Here is a 17959-nt window from a genome sequence, read left to right as displayed (position 1 = left end):
TGCATAGTGTGAAAAAAGGAATAATTCCGTGGATACTCGAAATAAAAATAAGAAAAAGAATGATAGGAGGAGAGCATTTGAAAAGAAACGTTGGAAAAAAAACAAATAAAAAGAAGCGACTAGGAATGATTCTTATTACTTTTGTAATCGCATGGGTCGTTATAAACTTTCTACCTATTCAAGAACGAGAAAAAAAGCCTTTTTTTGAAAATGATCGGCCGATGGTAATCGCCCATCAAGGTGGAGAACACTTAGCCCCGTCAAACACACTACTAGCCTTTGAACATGCAAGAGAATTAGGAGTCGATGTACTAGAGTTTGACATTCATATAACTCAAGATGAACATTTAGTCGCCATCCATGACCCTACTGTTGATCGTACGACAGATGGGATAGGCAGGGTGGATGAGTTATCCTTAGAAAAAATTAAAGAGCTTGATGCAGGTTATTACTTTCAAGACTTAGAAGGGAAATATCGCTTTCGCGGGCAAGGAGTAAAAATCCCTACCGTTGAAGAAATCTTTGAAACCTTTTCTGATATGAGAATGATAATTGAAATAAAAGACACGAACGCAGCTGAGGACATTCCTATCATCATTGATAAGCTTTGGACGTTTATTCAAGCATATGGGCTCGAAGATCGTGTCCTTATCGGGTCTTTTGACCAAACAATTATAGACAAATTTCAAGAAGCCACTAATGGAACAGTTGCGACCGGAGCAGGAAAGCAGGAGGTAATCAAGTTTGTTGCATTCAATACATTGTATTTAAATGGACTGTACAGGCCACAAGTGGATGCTATTCAAATTCCGACAGAACAGAGTGTGTTAGATCTTACAAGCGCCAGGTTAATTCGCGCAGCAAACAAACGAGGCCTAGGGGTTCATTATTGGACGATTAATGATCCAGAAACCATGCGATATCTGCTAGAGCAAGGAGCAAATGGGATTATAACGGATCGCCCTGATTTGTTACTACAAATAATGGAAGAGATGGTGTTAAGTAATCATACAACCGAAAGGGAATAATTGTTAAAAATTCATGCGATTAGGCAATCACCCTTGTAACAATACTTACATATGTTGTGGTAAAAGAGGAAAGGGTGATTCGATGAGAGGAACCATTCAAAACTATTATGCAGGTGGGAACACAGCGAAGGGATTTTATAGTTTATACGACTCTGCACTAGAAGGTTTAGATCGTCTTTTTATTTTAAAAGGGGGACCTGGAACTGGGAAATCGTCCTTAATGAAAGCAGTCGGACAAAAAATGGTAAGCAAGGGAATTGATATTGAATACTTACATTGCTCCTCCGATAACGAATCCATTGACGGAGTGATCCTTCCTAAATACCGAGTTGGAATTGTTGATGGTACGGCTCCTCATGTAATCGAACCGAAAGCACCAGGAGTTATTGAAGAGTATGTTAACTTAGGAGTCGCCTGGGATTCAGAAAAATTACAAAAACATAAAAGTGAAATCCTGACATTGAATCAACAGATTTCAACTGCTTTTCAAACAGCTTATGACACATTTGCGCAATCATTAAAAGCTCATGATGATCTTGAGGACATCTATATTTCAAACATGGATTTTAACGAAGCAAACGAGCTAACAAATGAATTAATTGAGAATTTATATGGAGAAGAGTCTAGTGAAAAACAAGCAAAAGTAAAACACCGTTTTTTAGGAGCTGCGACTCCGAATGGGGCTGTTGATTTTATCCAAAACTTAACCGCAGACATTGGCAAACGGTATTTTATTAAAGGAAGAGCTGGATCTGGAAAATCAACGATGCTTAAAAAAATAGCTGCGGCCGGTGAAGAAAGAGGCTTTGATGTGGAAGTCTATCATTGCGGATTCGATCCTCATAGTGTGGATATGGTCATTGTAAGAGAAAAGGACTTTGCCATATTCGATAGCACAGCTCCACACGAATACTTTCCGGACCGAGCGTCAGATGAAATTGTTGACATGTATACGAGATGTATTGCGACTGGGACGGATGAGAAGTTTGCAACTGAAATTGAGGAAGCGACGAAGCCTTATAAAGATAAAATGAAAGAAGGAATCTCCTATTTAGAAAAAGCGAAAGCACTTCGTGATGAATTAGAAGATTACTATATTAAAGCAATGGATTTTACAAAGGTGGAAGAAATGAAAAAGGAATTAATCGAAGAGATCGAGCAGTTAGTTGGGAAATGAGAAGAAGAGGCTAGCCTCTTCTTCTTTACATAGTGACAGGAACTTTTGGGTGCTCAAGTAAACTATGATTCCAAGGATTGTTTTCAATATAGAGAGAGTGCCATATCATAAAGCATAAAATGACCCAAAGCTTACGGCTATTATCCTTTTTCCCCTGTACATGTTCGTCTAATAATTTAATAGTTTCTTCCTTCTTAAATAAATAATCCGTTGGACTAGTTACTAGCAAATTTCGAGCAAAGTCATAAAGCTCGTCTTTTAACCAGTGACGGATAGGGACAGGAAACCCAAGTTTTTTACGATGTAAAACAGATTCAGGAATAAACTCTTTCATTGCTTCTCTTAATACGTATTTTGTCGTACCATGAGAGATTTTAGCATAAGTAGGAATCTCGCTTGCAACAGCAAAAACTTCTTTATCCAAAAAGGGAACTCGTAATTCAATGGAATGCGCCATGGTCATACGATCTGCCTTCACAAGAATATCACCAGGAAGCCACGTATGAAGGTCAATGTACTGCATTTTTAATGAGTCATCAAACAACGAAGCCTCATCAAATAGATTTCTTGTCACCTTGATAAAAGGGTTATTCGCATCATACATTGTCAGCAAATGTTGTTTTTCCAGTTCACTTAAAATATTCGCATTCCCAATATAACGTTCAGATAATGGGGTAGTGCCTCGAATGAAATAGCTTTTTCCTTTAATGCCCTCAGGTAAGCCAAGAGCGACTTTATGAAGAAGGGACTTCATAGAGCCAGGCATATAGTTGAACCAGTTAAGTGCTAAAGGCTCTCGATAAATATTATATCCACCGAAAAGTTCATCAGCTCCTTCACCAGAAAGAACAACTTTTACATGTTTGCTAGCTTCCTTGGCTACAAAATAAAGCGGAACCGCAGCCGGATCAGCAACAGGATCATCCATATGCCAAATAATAGCAGGAAGTTCTTGGATAAACTCTTCTGGTGTAATCAGCTTATGAATGTTTTCGACTTGTAATTTTTCAGCAGTATCTTTGGCAATGTCAATCTCACTAAACCCTTGTTGTTCAAAGCCGACCGTAAATGTTTTTAAATTCGTATTGTGTTGTTTAGCAAGTGCTACAATGCTAGTTGAATCAATTCCTGATGACAAGAAGGCTCCAACAGGAACGTCACTTCTCATATGCTTTTCTACAGAATCAAGGAGGACTTTTTTTGTTTTGTTTGCATAATGACTCATCTTACTTTTAGCTGGACTAAATGATTTCTTGTAATAGCATTCAACCGAAAGCTCTTGTCCAGGTGTTACTGTAAAGCAGTGCCCAGGAAGAAGTTTTGTTATTTTGTTTGATAAACACAACGGTTCAGGGACATATTGATAAGTTAAATAATGTTGCAACGCTTCTTTTGATAGTTCTTCTAACGAGATATAGGAATGAATCGATTTTTGTTCAGATGCGAAAAAAAGCCGATCTTCAGTTTCAGTATAGTAAAAAGGCTTAATCCCAAAAGGGTCTCTAGCAGCAAAAAGAGTAAGTTCAACCCTGTCCCAAATGGCAAAGGCGAACATGCCACGAAGCTCCTTTACACATTCTTTTCCTTTTGAGATATACAACGCAAGCAATACTTCTGTGTCAGAATCAGTCTGAAACACAAACCCTTCCGCTTTGAGACCCTCTCGTAATTCAATATAATTATAAATTTCACCATTAAATACAATATGGTACCTGTTTTGCAATGACATAGGCTGAGTACCATGTTCAAGGTCAATAATACTTAAGCGTTTAAAGCCAAATTGTACGTATTCATCTAGAAAATGACCAGTTGAATCTGGACCACGATGATGAATCGCTTCGATTGCTTTTGACCATGTATGTGAATCAATTGCGGGTATATTCTTCTTTCTACATTCACCTATGAACCCACACATTCATACCCCTCCAATAATAAGAAAATAATAGCTAAATAAAATATACTTCATTTTTCAAAAAATACCAGAACTATTTTTAGTCTCGCCTAAAAGGGGTAACTTGCTAGAAAGATCTTCAAGTAATTTATCGTTTGAATTAAGCTTTTCTTGTACAAACTTACTAATTGGAGGTGGTACATGTGAACACACAAATGATTATCATCATTGGAGCAATAATGATGACTCTTATAGCGGTTATGAATTGGATTCGTTTAAAAAGTAAGCATAATGATTTTGCTGATCTGCTCGTTGATCAAATTGAACACGATTTAGAATTGAGGAAGACGCTTGCGATGGGATTGTATTTGCGCTTCAGGAAGGAAGATCAAAATGATACATACAGCTCTACTTTTTTAAAAGAGGACCCTGTTTCCTTTGAACATTTTGTCGCAGATATCATCGAAGCCAAATATGGAGGCGAGATGTTTGTCAGTAAAGCAAGCGGAGATTATGGTGTCGATTTTGAGGATCGGCGGGAAGAGGGGCTTTATTTAGGTCAGGTAAAGTGCGAGAAAACGGACGTTGGATTTGAAGCGATTGCACTAGTACATTCAAATATGCAAAAATGGGGAGCTGTTGGAGGATATGTTATTACGACTGCTGATTTTACAGAAAAGGCAAAAAAATATGCAGATGGTTTGAACATTGAATTAATAAACGGTGTAGAGTTCGTTACATTATGGCTTGAGACGATGGAAAGTGATACGGCCTATATCAAACAATTAAATCCAACAGACACGTAAATAACAAAGAGTTTGGAGTCTGAGGCAGCGGTCTTAATGCTCAGACTCTATAAGGTTTTAAATCCAGTATTTGGATTTGTAGTAGTTTAGCCGCTCTTGTGCTTTTTTATTATGAAGCAATTTTTGAAGCTGATCTTCAGTGTATATTCTTTTCTTAATCGTGATTGTAAATAACAAAAAATGAAAGGACATTTTGCTTCCTCCTTTACGTTTTCCTCTTATAAACAAAGGATATAACGCAAGGGAGAATTTGTCTTCGAACCACAAACTGAACTTCTATACGACTTAAGACGGAGAAGCGCATCTTCAACTTTATAAATGTGTAAATTGTTAGACGGCGTATGTTGATTTAATGGTTTTAAATTTAATGCCACACTGACATAAGATGCTATGTTTTAGTTGTTTAATTTCTGATTGGCAATGCGAACAAATCTTTTTCTTAGCTGACATTCCATTCACCTTCATTCTTATAGGTTTGAAACGTATGAAACAAACGTTCTTCGTATAGTTATAATAACACTTTCTATATAAAAATCAATATCTATTTATAATTATTTTAAATAAGAAGAGAAGGTATGCTCAAAAAGGACATTTTGCCTTTTTAGCATACCTCCGAAACTAATTCATTACCATAAAACGTCCAGTACGTTGCCATCAAAAATGTTTGTATCAATATTACATGTTTCTGCATCAAGTCCATATTGCCATCCGCCAATTAAAGCACCATCAGGGTAACTTGGGTTATAGACAGGTGCATTATCTTCAGTCGTAATGCCCTCATTAGGAGCTGCGGTCCAAACATGCATCTCATCGAGAATGTTTGGGTTGGCATCGGCTGCGGCCTCAAAAGCTATATAAACTTCTTGACTTGGATCAAAAACCCCGTAAATACCTGAATTGTACTCTGACTCTGTTACTGCATCATGCCAACCTAGAATAAAATCAGAGTCAATAGGATATATTGGTTCAACATTAGCAAATAAAGCTACTCCTTCTGGAATGCCGAAATCCCGAGCCATTTCAATGGCAGCTTGTGCATGGTCTTGACCGTGTTCGTATCCAGTTCCGTCGTTAAAGTGATTGTAAATGACAAGGATTTGAATATCCTCGGCATGAAGCAATTCAACTTCTTCAGCTGTTAACCCATATGAAGCACCCTCATTCGTACCTAAATAACGTCCCCATATTTCTGGGTCACCAAAATTATTTCGGACGCAAGCTAGCATTTCTTCAGTTGTAATACTTGCTGAATCAACTCCCCATACAGTTTCCGGAGTTTCTTCGCCATTTCCGTTTCCGTTTTCTCCATTAGAGGAGTCGTCTCCGTTTTGATCCTCGCCATTTTCGTTATTTCCGCCATTTTCTCCGTTTCCATTGCTATCAGCTCGCTGTTCACCGGTAACCTGATTGTTAATTTGATTGGTTACGTTCACATCAACCGTAACGTGAATATCATTATTGATGCTATTTTGAATATCTGAGTGTTCACTGCTATCAACGGAATTGTCTATTGCATTATCTACATTTCCACCATCTGCAGAAATATGATTGTCAATTGTATTGTTTATTGAAGTGTGATCGGAGTTGATTTCATTCGTAATCTGGTTATCTACTTGAGATTGGGTAGAGTTGACTTCGTTCTCAACGGTGTTTGTCACATCGCCATCATTCGCATCGACCGTATTATTGACTTCATTTGAAATTTGACTATCCCCAGATCCATTTGTATTCGACGAGGAAGACTGTGACTGTTCATTGTTGGCTTCTTCTTCTTGTTCTTCTAGTAATTCGGCTGTCGAAGCTGTTACTGGTTCAGACGTATTTGCATCACTTAAAAAAGTAAGAGAGAACAAAAACAAAAGAGATACAACTCCGAGAACGATAAATGAAACGTTTTTTCTCCTATTCACATTGTCACCACCTTCTGTTTAATCTCAAAATTATGTTACGTGCTAGGACAGACATCGGTGCAGGAAATGGGCGTTTAGTAGAGAAGGGGGACAGTTCGAAATTGGCCATTTGAAAGACGCTGTTTCAGTCTTCCGGTTGTAAGAAAAGAAGAGTATAATGAAAGGATGAAAAAGAACGGAAACCACATGAAACCGGAGTAGGGGGAGTTATGATTGCAGCTAGAAAGAGTGATATGTGAAAAAAGAACGTATTCGAAACAATTTGATACACATGATCATCCATATGGCCAGTTATTATTTCCTCTTCAAGGGGCAATGGAAATCAAGATGCAAGAGCAAGATTTCCAGCTGACTGATAAATTTTTCTTTTATTTACCACCAGGGTGTGAACATACATTTCGTGCAATGGATAGCAATGAGTTTTTAATCGTCGATCTTCCTGCGCACTTATTGGTAGGAGAGCAAAGTCAACCGTATGGACAATACATGAAGTTAGATGAACAGTGGCGTTCCATACGTTATTTGTTGCTCGATGATCTTGTGAAGAGAGGGACTTCTTCTTCTGCATTAACTTATTTAGGTCGATATATAAGTGAAAAGCTTCAGAAACAAACAGAGAGATCCATTCAACATATACATGACCACTTTGCGGAAAAAATAACGATTGAGGAGTTATCTGAATTAGAACACTATCATCCTACTTACTACACGAATTGGTTTAAAAAAGTGACGGGGATGAGCCCAGGTGCTTATATACAAAAAGTTAGGTTAATGGAAGCAAAGAGGTTATTAGTACAAACAAGCATCCCTATCACCACAATAAGTAGCGAAGTCGGTTTCGACTATCCTTCGTCTTTTACGAGATCGTTTATACGAGTGGAGGGAGTTTCTCCGCAAATGTATCGAAAAACCTATAAAAAAGATAAATAGAACAGTAGAAAATGTAATGTAGACCTTTTATGAAGAGCTACAATATAAGAGTAGGTATTTTCTTAAGGGGGAAACGGAAGTTGAAGAATCTTTCCATATTTTTTGTCTTACTTGCAGCCATGCTATGGGGAACAACGGGTACGGCTCAAACTTTTGCACCTGAACAAGCCAACCCTGTCGTTATAGGAGCGGTCCGCTTAGCTGTTGGCGGAATGGCACTCTTATTATTTGTAACGATTCAAGGGAAATTGAAGCTTCAAAATTGGCCAATAGCAGCGACAATTGGTGCGGCTTTAAGTATGGCAGCGTATCAACCATTATTTTTTCAGGCTGTTTCTGTAACCGGAGTAGCGGTTGGAACGGTTGTTGCGATCGGTAGTGCACCAATACTAGCTGGGATATTAGAGTGGATTATGAAACGAAAGAGGCCTGAAATGAAGTGGTGGACCGCAACAGCAGTCGCCATTACCGGAAGTTTGCTCCTTTTTACTCATGCTAATCAAGGGGAAGTGAGTATTAGTCTAGTCGGAATTATCATGGCTCTAGGGGCAGGGTTATCATTCGCTATTTATACTCTTGTTAGCAAGCAGTTACTCGAGCGTCAAGCTTCTGAAGCGGTAGTAGCTGTCGTATTTACACTTAGTGCTATCATGCTAACTCCGATTCTTTTTGTGTATGATTTATCATGGCTTTTTCAATCAAATGGGATAGGAGTTGCCCTACATTTAGGACTAATTGCTACAGCCGTCGCTTATCTCCTCTTTGTAAAGGGGCTTTCTGGCATTCCAGCTTCTTCTGCCGTCACTTTATCACTCGCGGAACCGCTAACTGCGGCAATGCTTGGGGTCTTTCTAGTAGGAGAACATTTGCCATTATTGTCATGGATCGGTGTGATGTTATTGTTTGTTGGATTAGGAATTCTATCTTATACGCCGAAAAAAAATAAGCAACCAGAATGGAATAAACATGTCTCTTAAAAGATGCGTCTAACTAATGAGGGCACTGAAATAGGAAAACAGACTGATGTGCCCTCCTAACTAGTAGAGGCATTTTTTTGTGCTACAAGAAGGGGGATGGTGAGATTCCCCTAAAAAAAAAGTAGAACATTCAACAAGATTTAATGGTAAAATTTAACACCTCCTTGATCATCTCGATTTTTGGTTTGACCAATTCCTTCTTCTGCTACTTTGATCCTGAATTTTTCATATAAATACAAAGCAAGCATTTCAAAGCGTTCTTGATCAGGCATGTCATCAACTAATTTTTTTATATCTCGATCATCAAAATCATGCAAAATCCCGTTAATAATGATCAGGGCATCTTCCTCATCGCCTGTTAAATGATTTTTATATAGCTCGTACAATTCATCGACAAATTTCAATATACGTCACTCCCGTTAAGCAGAAAAGTTAGTATTAGAGTGAGTTGAAGGTTTAGTAATTATTCTTGGATTTTTAAACATTTCCAGTTGATCACTAATGAAATCAAGAAACCCCCCATGTATGATAAGAAGTGAGGTGGTCAAATGTTTATTTCCCCAATGCTGTTACAAGAATCTGCTTCTCCACCAGAAGATTATGCTAATGTCATAACCGAACTTAAATTAGATGGAATACGCTTGCTATATAGCAATCTGCACGGAGAACCAAAGTTGTATACTAGGCATCATCTTGATGTGACACATATGTTTCCAGAAATTACAGATCTCACACTTCCAAAAGGACTCGTACTTGATGGAGAGCTGATTTCTGTAGATGTAGATAGCAAACCTGATTTTACTCGTTTAATGGAAAGGTTTAGATCAAAAGAACACAATACAACGATACCCGTTCAATTTGTCGCATTTGATATTTTATTTTACAAAGGAAAAAATATAACACAACTTCCTTTACTCAAACGGAAACAGTTATTAAATCAAGTGGTTCCGACTGATACGATTGCCCTAGTCACATCTCAGTGGGTTGAAGGAAATTCTCAAACATATTTTGAAGTAGTAAAAGAATACGATCTAGAAGGAATTATAGTCAAAAAACCACATTCGAAATATCACATTGGCAAACGAACAAATGACTGGTTGAAGATTATTAACTATAAGTATGGCAAAGGAAAAAGATCGGAAATCATTGGCAAAGATTCTGGATTTCTCTTTTATAAAGAGAGAGGATATCCGTTACGACTGATGGAATTTAAAACCAAAAAAAATAGAGAAAAACTATATGAAAAGTACCGACAGTTTATGAAACACAACTTGGGTTAAAATTGACTTCGAATAACATGAAGTCAATTTTTTTATATTAAATAATCTGATTGTTTGAACTATACATCTGTAGGAACCTATGATATGATAATGAAAATGATTATCATTATTGGACAGGGGTAAGGACATGCATAAAGTATACTTTTGCAAAGAAAATGAATTTAAAACTAAAAAAGCATACAAAACGCTTAAAGAGAAATATCCAAACCTTATAATAAAGCGAAAAGGGTGCCTTGGAAAATGTAAAACATGCAAAAGCTGTCCATTTTCCGTTGTGGATGGAAAGGTACTTGAAAGTGAAACAGGAAAAGAACTTTATAAAAAATTGAATAAACGTATTCTTAAACAATCCGTATAATAGATGTGTAAAAAGACTGTCTCACGAGGTTTCATTCCCTTAAAAGAGGGGGAAGTATAGGTGTGCCTCCACTGTTTTTTTGGGGAGAAACTTTGACTGAAGACAGTCTTTTTTGCTATACAAAGAAAACCGATGTTAGGTAATCTAACATCATCCCTTTTTATGTGCGAATATTCAGGTAGAATATATGTGAGTACATTTCACCTATTTCAGTAGTGAAAAAGGGGTTGAACAAATGGGTAAACAAAGTGGAGAAGAGATATTGCAAGAAAAATACAATACAGAAAAACGTGCAGCCGCATTTTATAAAAACCAGGTATTAACACATCTAAATGAAACGATGCAGAAGTTCATCCAAACTCAAGAAATGATGTTTATTTCTACTTCTGATAGCAAAGGGAACTGTGACTCTTCCTTTCGGGCAGGGGAACAAGGGTTTGTTAGAATTCTAAGTGAGAAAATGATCATGTACCCAGAATTTCGAGGAAATGGCGTAATGGCAAGCATGGGAAATATAATGGAAAACCCTCATATTGGATTAATGTTTATTGATTTTTCTGAAAGTCGCATTGGGTTACATGTAAATGGAACGGCCTTTATATGTGAAAATAAAGAATTAGATACATTGAAACTAACGAAAGAAATGAAACAGGAAATCAAAATAAGGGAAGGGTCAAAAGTAGAAAGATGGGTCGTGATTGAAGTAGAAGAAGCTTTTATTCATTGCTCAAAACATGTTCCTACATTGAAAAAAGTAAAGAATGTAATAAGCGAAAAAAATGAGAAAGGTGGTGACTTCTTTAACGTCAAACAAACAAAAAAAGAAGTGAATTTGAAATAAATTTGAAAAAGGCTGAAGCAAAAACTGACTAGGTGAAAATAGTCAGCTTTCGCTTCAGCCTTTTCTTTTCTTAATTTATGCATTTTGTTCATGAAATGTGAAGATTTCAAGCAATTCTCCATGATTAGACATTACATCAGCCAATGTATATCTATCAAGTACACTTAAATATGCTTGAAGTGCTTCGTTTAAGGCAAATTTAAGACGGCAAGCAGAACTAATAATACAAGTATTGTTTTTACGATCAAAGCATTCGACAATATGCAAGTTCTCCGTTTTTCTAACAACAGCACCAATATTGATATCCTTAGGATGTAGAGCAAGTTTTATTCCGCCATTTTTACCTCGAATCGTTTTTATTAGACCTAATTGTCCTAGTTCATAAACGACTTTGCTCATATGGTTTGTAGAAATATTATATATAGTAGCAATATCCTTAATCTTAGCAAGTTCTGAATCTGGCTTTGTACCTAAATATAAAAGGGTTCGAAGAGAATAATCTGTATAACTAGTTAAATGCATTCAACTCACTCCAATCATCATCAAGTAAAGAAATCTATATTAATAAAATGTTATAACACGTATTGCGACAGTGAAAATTCGGAGAAACCTTAAAAAAAGAATTTCGCTTACCTAATAACACTATCGTACATGAAATGGAGAAGTTTGTCTGTAATTATGTAAAAAATAGTCATCGGAAAACGCAAAAACTGTGTAAGATAAAATAACATCGATATAGTAATAAGGGAAATGAATGGCAAATCACCTGTGAATGGATCTAGATAAAAGTGCTAGAGCTTGGGAAGGGGAAGTGTAAAAGAAGGAGGATCAGAAAGTGTATCAATTTGCTTGATCCTCCTACAAAGAGTAACGCTCAGCATAATTGAATAGCCAAAAGTGATTAACTCTACTTAGGAGTTAACTCTAGAATGGAAACTTTAATTTCACGTAGCCTTTTTTCTTCTGTTGACTCTACCTCAAGAATTACATGTTCATATGTGAATTGTTCACCTCTACGGGGAATTCGTTGAAATTTTTCTGTTAACCACCCACCTAATGTATGGTACAAAGAATTGGGCAATTCAACATTCGTTAACCTTGCGAAATCATCAAGTGAATAATCAGCGGAAATAATATAAGTGGTTGAATCAATTTGATTAAACAACTTCACTTTTTCATCATGTTCGTCCCAAATTTCACCGACAATTTCTTCGAGTATGTCTTCTAGAGTGACAAGTCCTGCGGTTCCACCATATTCATCAATAACAATTGCCATATGAGTTTTTTGTTTTTGTAACTCTGGCAGTAAAGTCGACAACTTCATTGATTCGACCACAAATAATGGCGTTCGTAAGAGCTCCTTAATCGTGGATTCTTTTTGGACAATTAAAAACTTCAAGAAGTCTTTTTCAGAGAGGATCCCAACAATATTATCAATACTCTCTTCATAAACAGGAATACGTGAATAATGCTCCCGAAAAAAGACTTTTTTAATGTCATCAATCGAGCTCTTCATATTGATGGCGACAATGTCTGTTCGTGGTTTTAGAATTTCAGCAACGATGATGTCATTAAATTCGAGCGACCGGTGAACAAGCTCTTTTTCGTGAGTTTCAATAACCCCTTCTTCTTCGCTAATATCAATCATGACTTTGATTTCATCCTCTGTCATGGAAGGGTGATTCTCTTTTTTACGTAAAAATCTTGAGACTCCTTTTCTAATATGATTAAAAGCCCACGTGATTGGTTTAAAAAGAGCAATTAAAATGGCTAAAATACCAGCAATTTTTAATGTGTAGATTTCCGCGTATTCTTTTGCAAAAGATTTTGGTAGAATTTCCCCGAAGATTAGCACAAGTATCGTTAAAACAACTGTACTAATAAAGACTCCTAAGTTAGGACCAAACAAAAAAATCGCTAACTGAGAAGATAAGGTAGCCGCGGCGATGTTTACTAAGTTATTCCCGACTAGAATGGTCGTTAATGTTTCATCAAATTTGTTTGAGATGACTAAAGCACTTTTGGCTCCTTTAAGCCCTTCATCTGCATAGTTTTTTAAACGAATTTTATTTACACTTGAAAAAGCTGTTTCTGCTGACGAGAAAAATGCTGATAAAAATAACAAAAAGAATAAAAGAAAGATAAGGCTAATGGGTATTTCAGACAATTTGTCACGCCTCCCAACACAATAAAGAAGGTTTTTTATTTGATAACAGTCCAGTCTTTATAAAAGCATGCCCAATTTAAGGTTAATTAGTAATAAAGATATGAAGACGCTGGAATGATAGTGAAAAGATATTTATTGAACATTTTTCGAACACCTACAATCTTCATTTTTTCTACATAAATTTTCGGTATGATCAACAACGTCTAAAAGAGTACATGAGAAAGAGGGTTTTATTATGAAAAAGAGTAACAAAAGTGCACTACTAACGATCTTACTAGGAGTATCCATTTTTATGGTTGGCTGTGCGAATGATGAAACGACTGAACATCATGAACATCAACAGGAATCTGAAAGTGTACAAGATGAGCATAATGAACACAATGAACACGAAAACGATCATTCAGATGAGGCTCATGAATCAGCAGAAGGGGAGCCTGCCACAACACCTACTTCTTTCAACGAGCAAGTCTTGAATGGATTATTAATAGAAAATACAAAAAATGTGACAAGGATCAATGAAGAAGACCCTGTCTTGGCATCCATTCATGTATCACAAACAGTTTGGCCTGCCACACATGAACAAAACCAACCAGGTACGGTTATTTTAGCTCCGATGGGAAATTGGCAATATTCATTAGCGGCTTTGACCTTAGTTCATCACCCTAATGATGGTCCATTGCTTTTTGTCGATGAAGTGATTTCAGATAACGTATTAACAGAAATTAATCGTCTTCAACCGAAAGGAAATGATAAAGGAACTCAGGTGTTAGTAATAGGCGAGTTTACGAATGAAGAATTGAACAAACTAGCTGATTATACGGTTGAACAAATTAACGGAGATAACCCGGCCGATTTTGCCGAGAAGATCGAACAAACTTTTTTCGATACGATTGATCATGTTCAAACAACAGTAATAATCGGTTCGTCGGATGAGAAAGCAATTGGATACACGGTACCTGTTGGGAATTGGATTGCACATATGAACGAATCTCTTCTCTATGTAGAAGAAGATGGTATACCTGAGGAAACGATTCGAGCGCTAGAAAAACGCAATGGGAACGCAGTGATCTACCTTGTAGGCCCAGAGGAAATTATATCGAAAGACACCGAAGATCAACTACGTGAATTTGGAACAGTTACACGAATTTCGGGGGATAACCCAGTTGAGCAATCCATTGCTTTTTCATCGTTTAAAGATGATAATAACTTTGGCTGGGGAATAACGGAGGCTGGACATGGTTTCGTATTTGCTTCAACTGCTGTGCCTGAATTAGCAATTGCTGCAGCACCATTTGCCCATTTGGGAAAACATGCCCCGATGCTCTGGTTGGATCATGGCAACATGACCGATTCTTTATATCAATATTTAGCAACAGCAAAGCCAAAATTTGAAGAAGACCCAACGGAGGGACCTTACAATCATGGATATGTAATGGGATCATTTGATCTGATTTCGTTTCAAACACAAGGTATGATAGATGAGATATTAGAAATAGTCTCAGCGCATGGAAATGATCACGCACATCATTAATGAAAATGAGGAAGGTATAAATTGATTAAATACCTTCCTATTTTTAAGAAGGAGATCCAAATGACGAAGCTCTTACTAGTAGACGATGAAATACAGATGCAGAAGTTAATTGCTGTTTGTTTGAGCGGTGAAAATTATATGATTGATACAGCCTCTTCAGGTGAAGAGGCTATTCAGTTGTTAACTGAAAAACATTATGATGGACTTTTATTAGATATCATGATGCCGGAAATGACAGGGTATGAGGTGTTAACAAAGATGCAACAAACAAAAGTAACAGTACCAGTTATTTTGTTAACGGCATTAGGAGAAACGGATGAGATTGTAAAAGGATTAAATTTAGGCGCCGATGATTACATTACGAAGCCATTTGAGCCAAGTGAATTAAAAGCGCGGGTCAAATCCGTATTAAGAAGGTTTGAAAAAGCGAACAAAAGTGAAAAAGTGACACAGCTTTATGGCATTACATTACATGAAAATGAAAAAGAGTTTATGTGTGAAGGGAAAACAATCCCTTTTACAAGAAAGGAATATCAAATCTTTCTAAGGTTGTTCTTTCATCCTGGACAAGTCTTTACAAGAGAACAATTGCTTGAGTTAGAATGGGATGACCTTGGTGAAAGATATGACCGAAACATCGATACACACATAAAAAATATTCGAGAGAAACTAAATAGCGCCGGACAAAACAGGAGGATCATCGAGACTGTATGGGGAGTTGGTTACAAGTTATCGCAACCTGAATACGTAAAATGAAACTCTCAACAAAACTAATTCTAATTATCTTTGTTTCAACATTTATAGGAATTGTCGCAATGAGTATCTCGTTTTATCAAGTATCGAAACAATTTTATAAAAATCAGTTACAGCAAGATATAGAGTATCGATTACAAGCACACAAGGAAGTACTTGAGGATGATTTTTCGGAGCATACCCTTCATCATGTCGTATTAATGGAAAGAAGGGGACAGGAAAGTTCCTTCATTATTTTCGACTCTCAATTTGGTGTGATAGATCATTCATATCCCATTGACTCTGAACGTCTTATTTTTTACCGGGAGTGGATAAGTCATCTAGGCATGACAAGTAAGACCGAGTTTGTTGAGATAATGGCCAATCACATTCCACATGTATGGTCGGCGGTTCCAATTATGCAAAACCAAGCCGTTCTTGGCTATTTATTCATTGATCAAGATACGGGTGAATTTGAGCAATCCAAATTGAATTTATTACTTATTTCCCTCATCATGACATTATTTTCGCTTCTATTATCTGGGAGTATCACCATTTATCTATCCAAAAGGTGGACGGCTCCCCTAGTTGAAGTTCGACATTCAACTAGAGCCATTGCAAAGGGGAATTTCGATATAGTTTTGACGGCAAATGGAAAAGATGAAATAGCAGATTTAAAAAAGGATATATCGTCTATGGCAGAACAATTAAAAAAATACCGTGATACACGGCAACAATTTTTATCCAATGTTTCTCATGATCTACGCACTCCGTTAACCTATATTAAGGCCTATGCAGCCATTCTAAAAGAGAAAAGTACGGAGAGCGACGTGCAAGAACAATCGACCGTAATTCACCAAGAGGCTGTTCGGATGGAGCGTTTAGTGAATGACATTTTTCAATTAGTGAGATTAGATGAAGGAAAGTTTGCTATTGTGAAGGAAAAAGAAGATCTAGTTGAGTTGGGAATGAGAACGGTCCAAAAAGCTAAGGTTGCAGCTTCTCAAAAAGAGATAAATCTTCATTTCTCTTATGACCCTAGTGAAATTATCGCTAATGTCGATCCGATAAGAATGGAACAAGTGATCTTAAATCTACTCAGTAATGCAATCCGTCACACTCGTACTGGTGGGGAAATTAAACTTATAATCGAGAGAAAAGATGCAAGAATTTCAATTACCGTACAAGATAATGGGGAGGGAATTCCTGAAAAAGATCTGAAACATATTTGGGAAAGATTTTATCGGGTAGACCAATCGCGCTCTACAAAGCATGGAGGAAGTGGTTTAGGATTAGCGATCACCAAACAACTTGTTGTCTTACATGGTGGCAACATACATGTCTCTAGTGTAAGAAATGAAGGGACAGTATTTACAATTTATTTGCCGATGGACGAGGGAGGAGTAAAGGAAAATTTATGAAAAGGTTAGGATTAGGGCTAATAGTTATCTTTATTGCAACTTTATCAGCTTGTGGATATGCCGAGGAAGTAGAGACATTCATGCATGTTCACGGCTTGGAATATGATCAAGAAGGGAGCGGTTTTTATTTGGCTACCCACCACGGGTTGATACAGGTTGATGAATCAGGTTGGAATCAAGTAGGGGAAGAAGCAGAACATCACGATTTTATGGGATTTACGATGTTGGAGGATGGAACAATGATCTCAAGTGGCCATCCGAGTATTCGTTCAAAACTAGAAAATCCACTTGGTGTAATGATTAGTGAGAATAAAGGTCAATCATGGGAACCAATTGCTTTACATGGGGATGTAGATTTTCATGTTCTGCACGTCAACTTGGGGAATGAGAACATGATGTATGGCATTGATTCTTACAACTCAATGCTTTATAAAACGAAAAATGGTGGTTACGATTGGGAACAAGTTGAAATAGATGGTTTACCCGTTACGGCAGGAGACATATATGCGCTTGCGTCACATCCACAAAATCCTGAATATCTTTTAGCTAGTACGGAGGTTGGTATATATACTTCGGAGAATGGAGGAGAAACTTGGACAGAATACGACAATCGGCTTATGGTAACATCTTTCCAAACAGTAAATGAATCAGAGAAGCTATTCGCGTACCTTTTAGGGGAAAAAGAAGGGTTACACGTAAGTGAAGACTTCGGCCACTCTTGGAAACCACTTCACCTGAAGTTACATGAAGATGTCGTTACCTATATAGCTGTTCATCCAAAAGATGAAAGGAAACTAATTGTTGGAACTGCTGGGCAGAGCATCTATCAGACAGAAGATTTTGGGGAGAGTTGGGAAAGGCTCGCAACTGAAGGAGTTATTCATCATTAATATAAAATGAAGAGGGCTAG

At 37.1% G+C, this 17959-nt stretch carries 18 protein-coding genes; 12 read left to right on the top strand and 6 right to left on the bottom strand.

Features of this window, described 5'->3' with window-relative positions:
• Positions 1 to 77: 77 nt before the first annotated feature.
• Together N0O92_RS15440 and N0O92_RS15435 are read left to right on the top strand one after the other, a co-directional pair.
• Complete coding sequence (locus tag N0O92_RS15440) at positions 78 to 1028, top strand: glycerophosphodiester phosphodiesterase family protein (RefSeq protein WP_315615559.1); 951 nt, start codon at positions 78 to 80, stop codon at positions 1026 to 1028.
• Positions 1029 to 1110: 82 nt separating this feature from the next.
• On the top strand, positions 1111 to 2205 hold the full coding sequence (locus N0O92_RS15435; protein ID WP_315615558.1) for a PRK06851 family protein: 1095 nt from the start codon (positions 1111 to 1113) through the stop codon (positions 2203 to 2205).
• A gap of 25 nt (positions 2206 to 2230) precedes the next feature.
• Here the strand turns inward: N0O92_RS15435 and asnB are convergent, their stop codons facing one another.
• The gene (gene asnB, locus N0O92_RS15430; protein ID WP_315615557.1) at positions 2231 to 4120 is read right to left on the bottom strand and encodes an asparagine synthase (glutamine-hydrolyzing); all 1890 of its coding nucleotides are present in this window, start codon (positions 4118 to 4120) and stop codon (positions 2231 to 2233) included.
• Between the two features lie 179 nt (positions 4121 to 4299).
• Here asnB and N0O92_RS15425 point away from each other — a divergent pair, with 179 nt between their 5' ends.
• Positions 4300 to 4902 (top strand): restriction endonuclease, encoded by a 603-nt coding sequence (locus N0O92_RS15425; RefSeq protein WP_315615556.1) that lies wholly within the window; start codon positions 4300 to 4302, stop codon positions 4900 to 4902.
• Positions 4903 to 4959: 57 nt separating this feature from the next.
• Here the strand turns inward: N0O92_RS15425 and N0O92_RS15420 are convergent, their stop codons facing one another.
• Together N0O92_RS15420 and N0O92_RS15415 are read right to left on the bottom strand one after the other, a co-directional pair.
• Positions 4960 to 5094, bottom strand: a complete 135-nt coding sequence (locus N0O92_RS15420; RefSeq protein WP_315615555.1) for a YrzI family small protein — start codon at positions 5092 to 5094, stop codon at positions 4960 to 4962.
• A 434-nt stretch (positions 5095 to 5528) separates the two neighbouring features.
• Positions 5529 to 6812: a glycoside hydrolase domain-containing protein gene (locus N0O92_RS15415; RefSeq protein ID WP_315615554.1), complete on the bottom strand. Its 1284-nt coding sequence runs from the start codon at positions 6810 to 6812 to the stop codon at positions 5529 to 5531.
• A gap of 213 nt (positions 6813 to 7025) precedes the next feature.
• On the opposite strand from N0O92_RS15415, the gene N0O92_RS15410 reads away from it, so the two are divergent.
• Positions 7026 to 7742 (top strand): helix-turn-helix transcriptional regulator, encoded by a 717-nt coding sequence (locus tag N0O92_RS15410; protein ID WP_315615553.1) that lies wholly within the window; start codon positions 7026 to 7028, stop codon positions 7740 to 7742.
• Between the two features lie 80 nt (positions 7743 to 7822).
• Complete coding sequence (locus tag N0O92_RS15405) at positions 7823 to 8719, top strand: EamA family transporter (protein WP_315615552.1); 897 nt, start codon at positions 7823 to 7825, stop codon at positions 8717 to 8719.
• A gap of 140 nt (positions 8720 to 8859) precedes the next feature.
• Here the strand turns inward: N0O92_RS15405 and N0O92_RS15400 are convergent, their stop codons facing one another.
• On the bottom strand, positions 8860 to 9123 hold the full coding sequence (locus N0O92_RS15400; protein ID WP_315615551.1) for a DUF6154 family protein: 264 nt from the start codon (positions 9121 to 9123) through the stop codon (positions 8860 to 8862).
• Positions 9124 to 9267: 144 nt separating this feature from the next.
• On the opposite strand from N0O92_RS15400, the gene N0O92_RS15395 reads away from it, so the two are divergent.
• From N0O92_RS15395 to N0O92_RS15385, 3 genes are all read left to right on the top strand, one after another.
• Positions 9268 to 9999 (top strand): ATP-dependent DNA ligase, encoded by a 732-nt coding sequence (locus tag N0O92_RS15395; RefSeq protein ID WP_315615550.1) that lies wholly within the window; start codon positions 9268 to 9270, stop codon positions 9997 to 9999.
• Positions 10000 to 10126: 127 nt separating this feature from the next.
• Positions 10127 to 10357: a DUF1450 domain-containing protein gene (locus tag N0O92_RS15390; RefSeq protein ID WP_315615549.1), complete on the top strand. Its 231-nt coding sequence runs from the start codon at positions 10127 to 10129 to the stop codon at positions 10355 to 10357.
• A gap of 235 nt (positions 10358 to 10592) precedes the next feature.
• Positions 10593 to 11198 carry a pyridoxamine 5'-phosphate oxidase family protein gene (locus N0O92_RS15385; protein WP_315615548.1) on the top strand — a complete coding sequence of 202 codons (606 nt, stop codon included), beginning with the start codon at positions 10593 to 10595 and terminating at the stop codon, positions 11196 to 11198.
• Between the two features lie 75 nt (positions 11199 to 11273).
• Here N0O92_RS15385 and N0O92_RS15380 read toward each other — a convergent pair whose 3' ends face one another.
• Positions 11274 to 11720: an Rrf2 family transcriptional regulator gene (locus N0O92_RS15380; protein WP_315615547.1), complete on the bottom strand. Its 447-nt coding sequence runs from the start codon at positions 11718 to 11720 to the stop codon at positions 11274 to 11276.
• A gap of 385 nt (positions 11721 to 12105) precedes the next feature.
• The gene (locus N0O92_RS15375; protein WP_315615546.1) at positions 12106 to 13365 is read right to left on the bottom strand and encodes a hemolysin family protein; all 1260 of its coding nucleotides are present in this window, start codon (positions 13363 to 13365) and stop codon (positions 12106 to 12108) included.
• A gap of 235 nt (positions 13366 to 13600) precedes the next feature.
• Here N0O92_RS15375 and N0O92_RS15370 point away from each other — a divergent pair, with 235 nt between their 5' ends.
• From N0O92_RS15370 to N0O92_RS15355, 4 genes are read left to right on the top strand one after another with little or no spacing between them, the layout of a single operon-like run.
• Positions 13601 to 14896 (top strand): cell wall-binding repeat-containing protein, encoded by a 1296-nt coding sequence (locus tag N0O92_RS15370; RefSeq protein ID WP_315615545.1) that lies wholly within the window; start codon positions 13601 to 13603, stop codon positions 14894 to 14896.
• A gap of 60 nt (positions 14897 to 14956) precedes the next feature.
• Positions 14957 to 15652 (top strand): response regulator transcription factor, encoded by a 696-nt coding sequence (locus N0O92_RS15365; protein ID WP_315615544.1) that lies wholly within the window; start codon positions 14957 to 14959, stop codon positions 15650 to 15652.
• Between the two features lie 59 nt (positions 15653 to 15711).
• Positions 15712 to 17049: a sensor histidine kinase gene (locus N0O92_RS15360; protein WP_315615543.1), complete on the top strand. Its 1338-nt coding sequence runs from the start codon at positions 15712 to 15714 to the stop codon at positions 17047 to 17049.
• Positions 17046 to 17939, top strand: a complete 894-nt coding sequence (locus N0O92_RS15355) for a F510_1955 family glycosylhydrolase (protein WP_315615542.1) — start codon at positions 17046 to 17048, stop codon at positions 17937 to 17939. The genes N0O92_RS15360 and N0O92_RS15355 overlap by 4 nt, the downstream gene beginning before the upstream one ends.
• Positions 17940 to 17959 lie beyond the last annotated feature (20 nt).

The sequence above is a fragment of the Alkalihalobacillus sp. MEB130 genome (genome assembly GCF_032335535.1).
GTDB lineage: Bacteria > Bacillota > Bacilli > Bacillales > Bacillaceae_D > Halalkalibacter.
Note: the sequence above shows the minus strand (reverse complement) of the source record. Positions and strands in the feature narration are given on the sequence as shown.

Excerpts from the sequence above, each read along its gene's own strand:
- N0O92_RS15370 (WP_315615545.1), top strand. The coding sequence starts at position 13,601 with ATGAAAAAGAGTAACAAAAGTGCACTACTAACGATCTTACTAGGAGTA.
- N0O92_RS15360 (WP_315615543.1), top strand. The coding sequence starts at position 15,712 with ATGAGTATCTCGTTTTATCAAGTATCGAAACAATTTTATAAAAATCAG.
- N0O92_RS15420 (WP_315615555.1), bottom strand. The coding sequence starts at position 5,094 with ATGTCCTTTCATTTTTTGTTATTTACAATCACGATTAAGAAAAGAATA.
- N0O92_RS15395 (WP_315615550.1), top strand. The coding sequence starts at position 9,268 with ATGTTTATTTCCCCAATGCTGTTACAAGAATCTGCTTCTCCACCAGAA.
- N0O92_RS15380 (WP_315615547.1), bottom strand. The coding sequence starts at position 11,720 with ATGCATTTAACTAGTTATACAGATTATTCTCTTCGAACCCTTTTATAT.
- N0O92_RS15355 (WP_315615542.1), top strand. The coding sequence starts at position 17,046 with ATGAAAAGGTTAGGATTAGGGCTAATAGTTATCTTTATTGCAACTTTA.
- N0O92_RS15390 (WP_315615549.1), top strand. The coding sequence starts at position 10,127 with ATGCATAAAGTATACTTTTGCAAAGAAAATGAATTTAAAACTAAAAAA.
- asnB (WP_315615557.1), bottom strand. The coding sequence starts at position 4,120 with ATGTGTGGGTTCATAGGTGAATGTAGAAAGAAGAATATACCCGCAATT.
- N0O92_RS15365 (WP_315615544.1), top strand. The coding sequence starts at position 14,957 with ATGACGAAGCTCTTACTAGTAGACGATGAAATACAGATGCAGAAGTTA.
- N0O92_RS15435 (WP_315615558.1), top strand. The coding sequence starts at position 1,111 with ATGAGAGGAACCATTCAAAACTATTATGCAGGTGGGAACACAGCGAAG.
- N0O92_RS15385 (WP_315615548.1), top strand. The coding sequence starts at position 10,593 with ATGGGTAAACAAAGTGGAGAAGAGATATTGCAAGAAAAATACAATACA.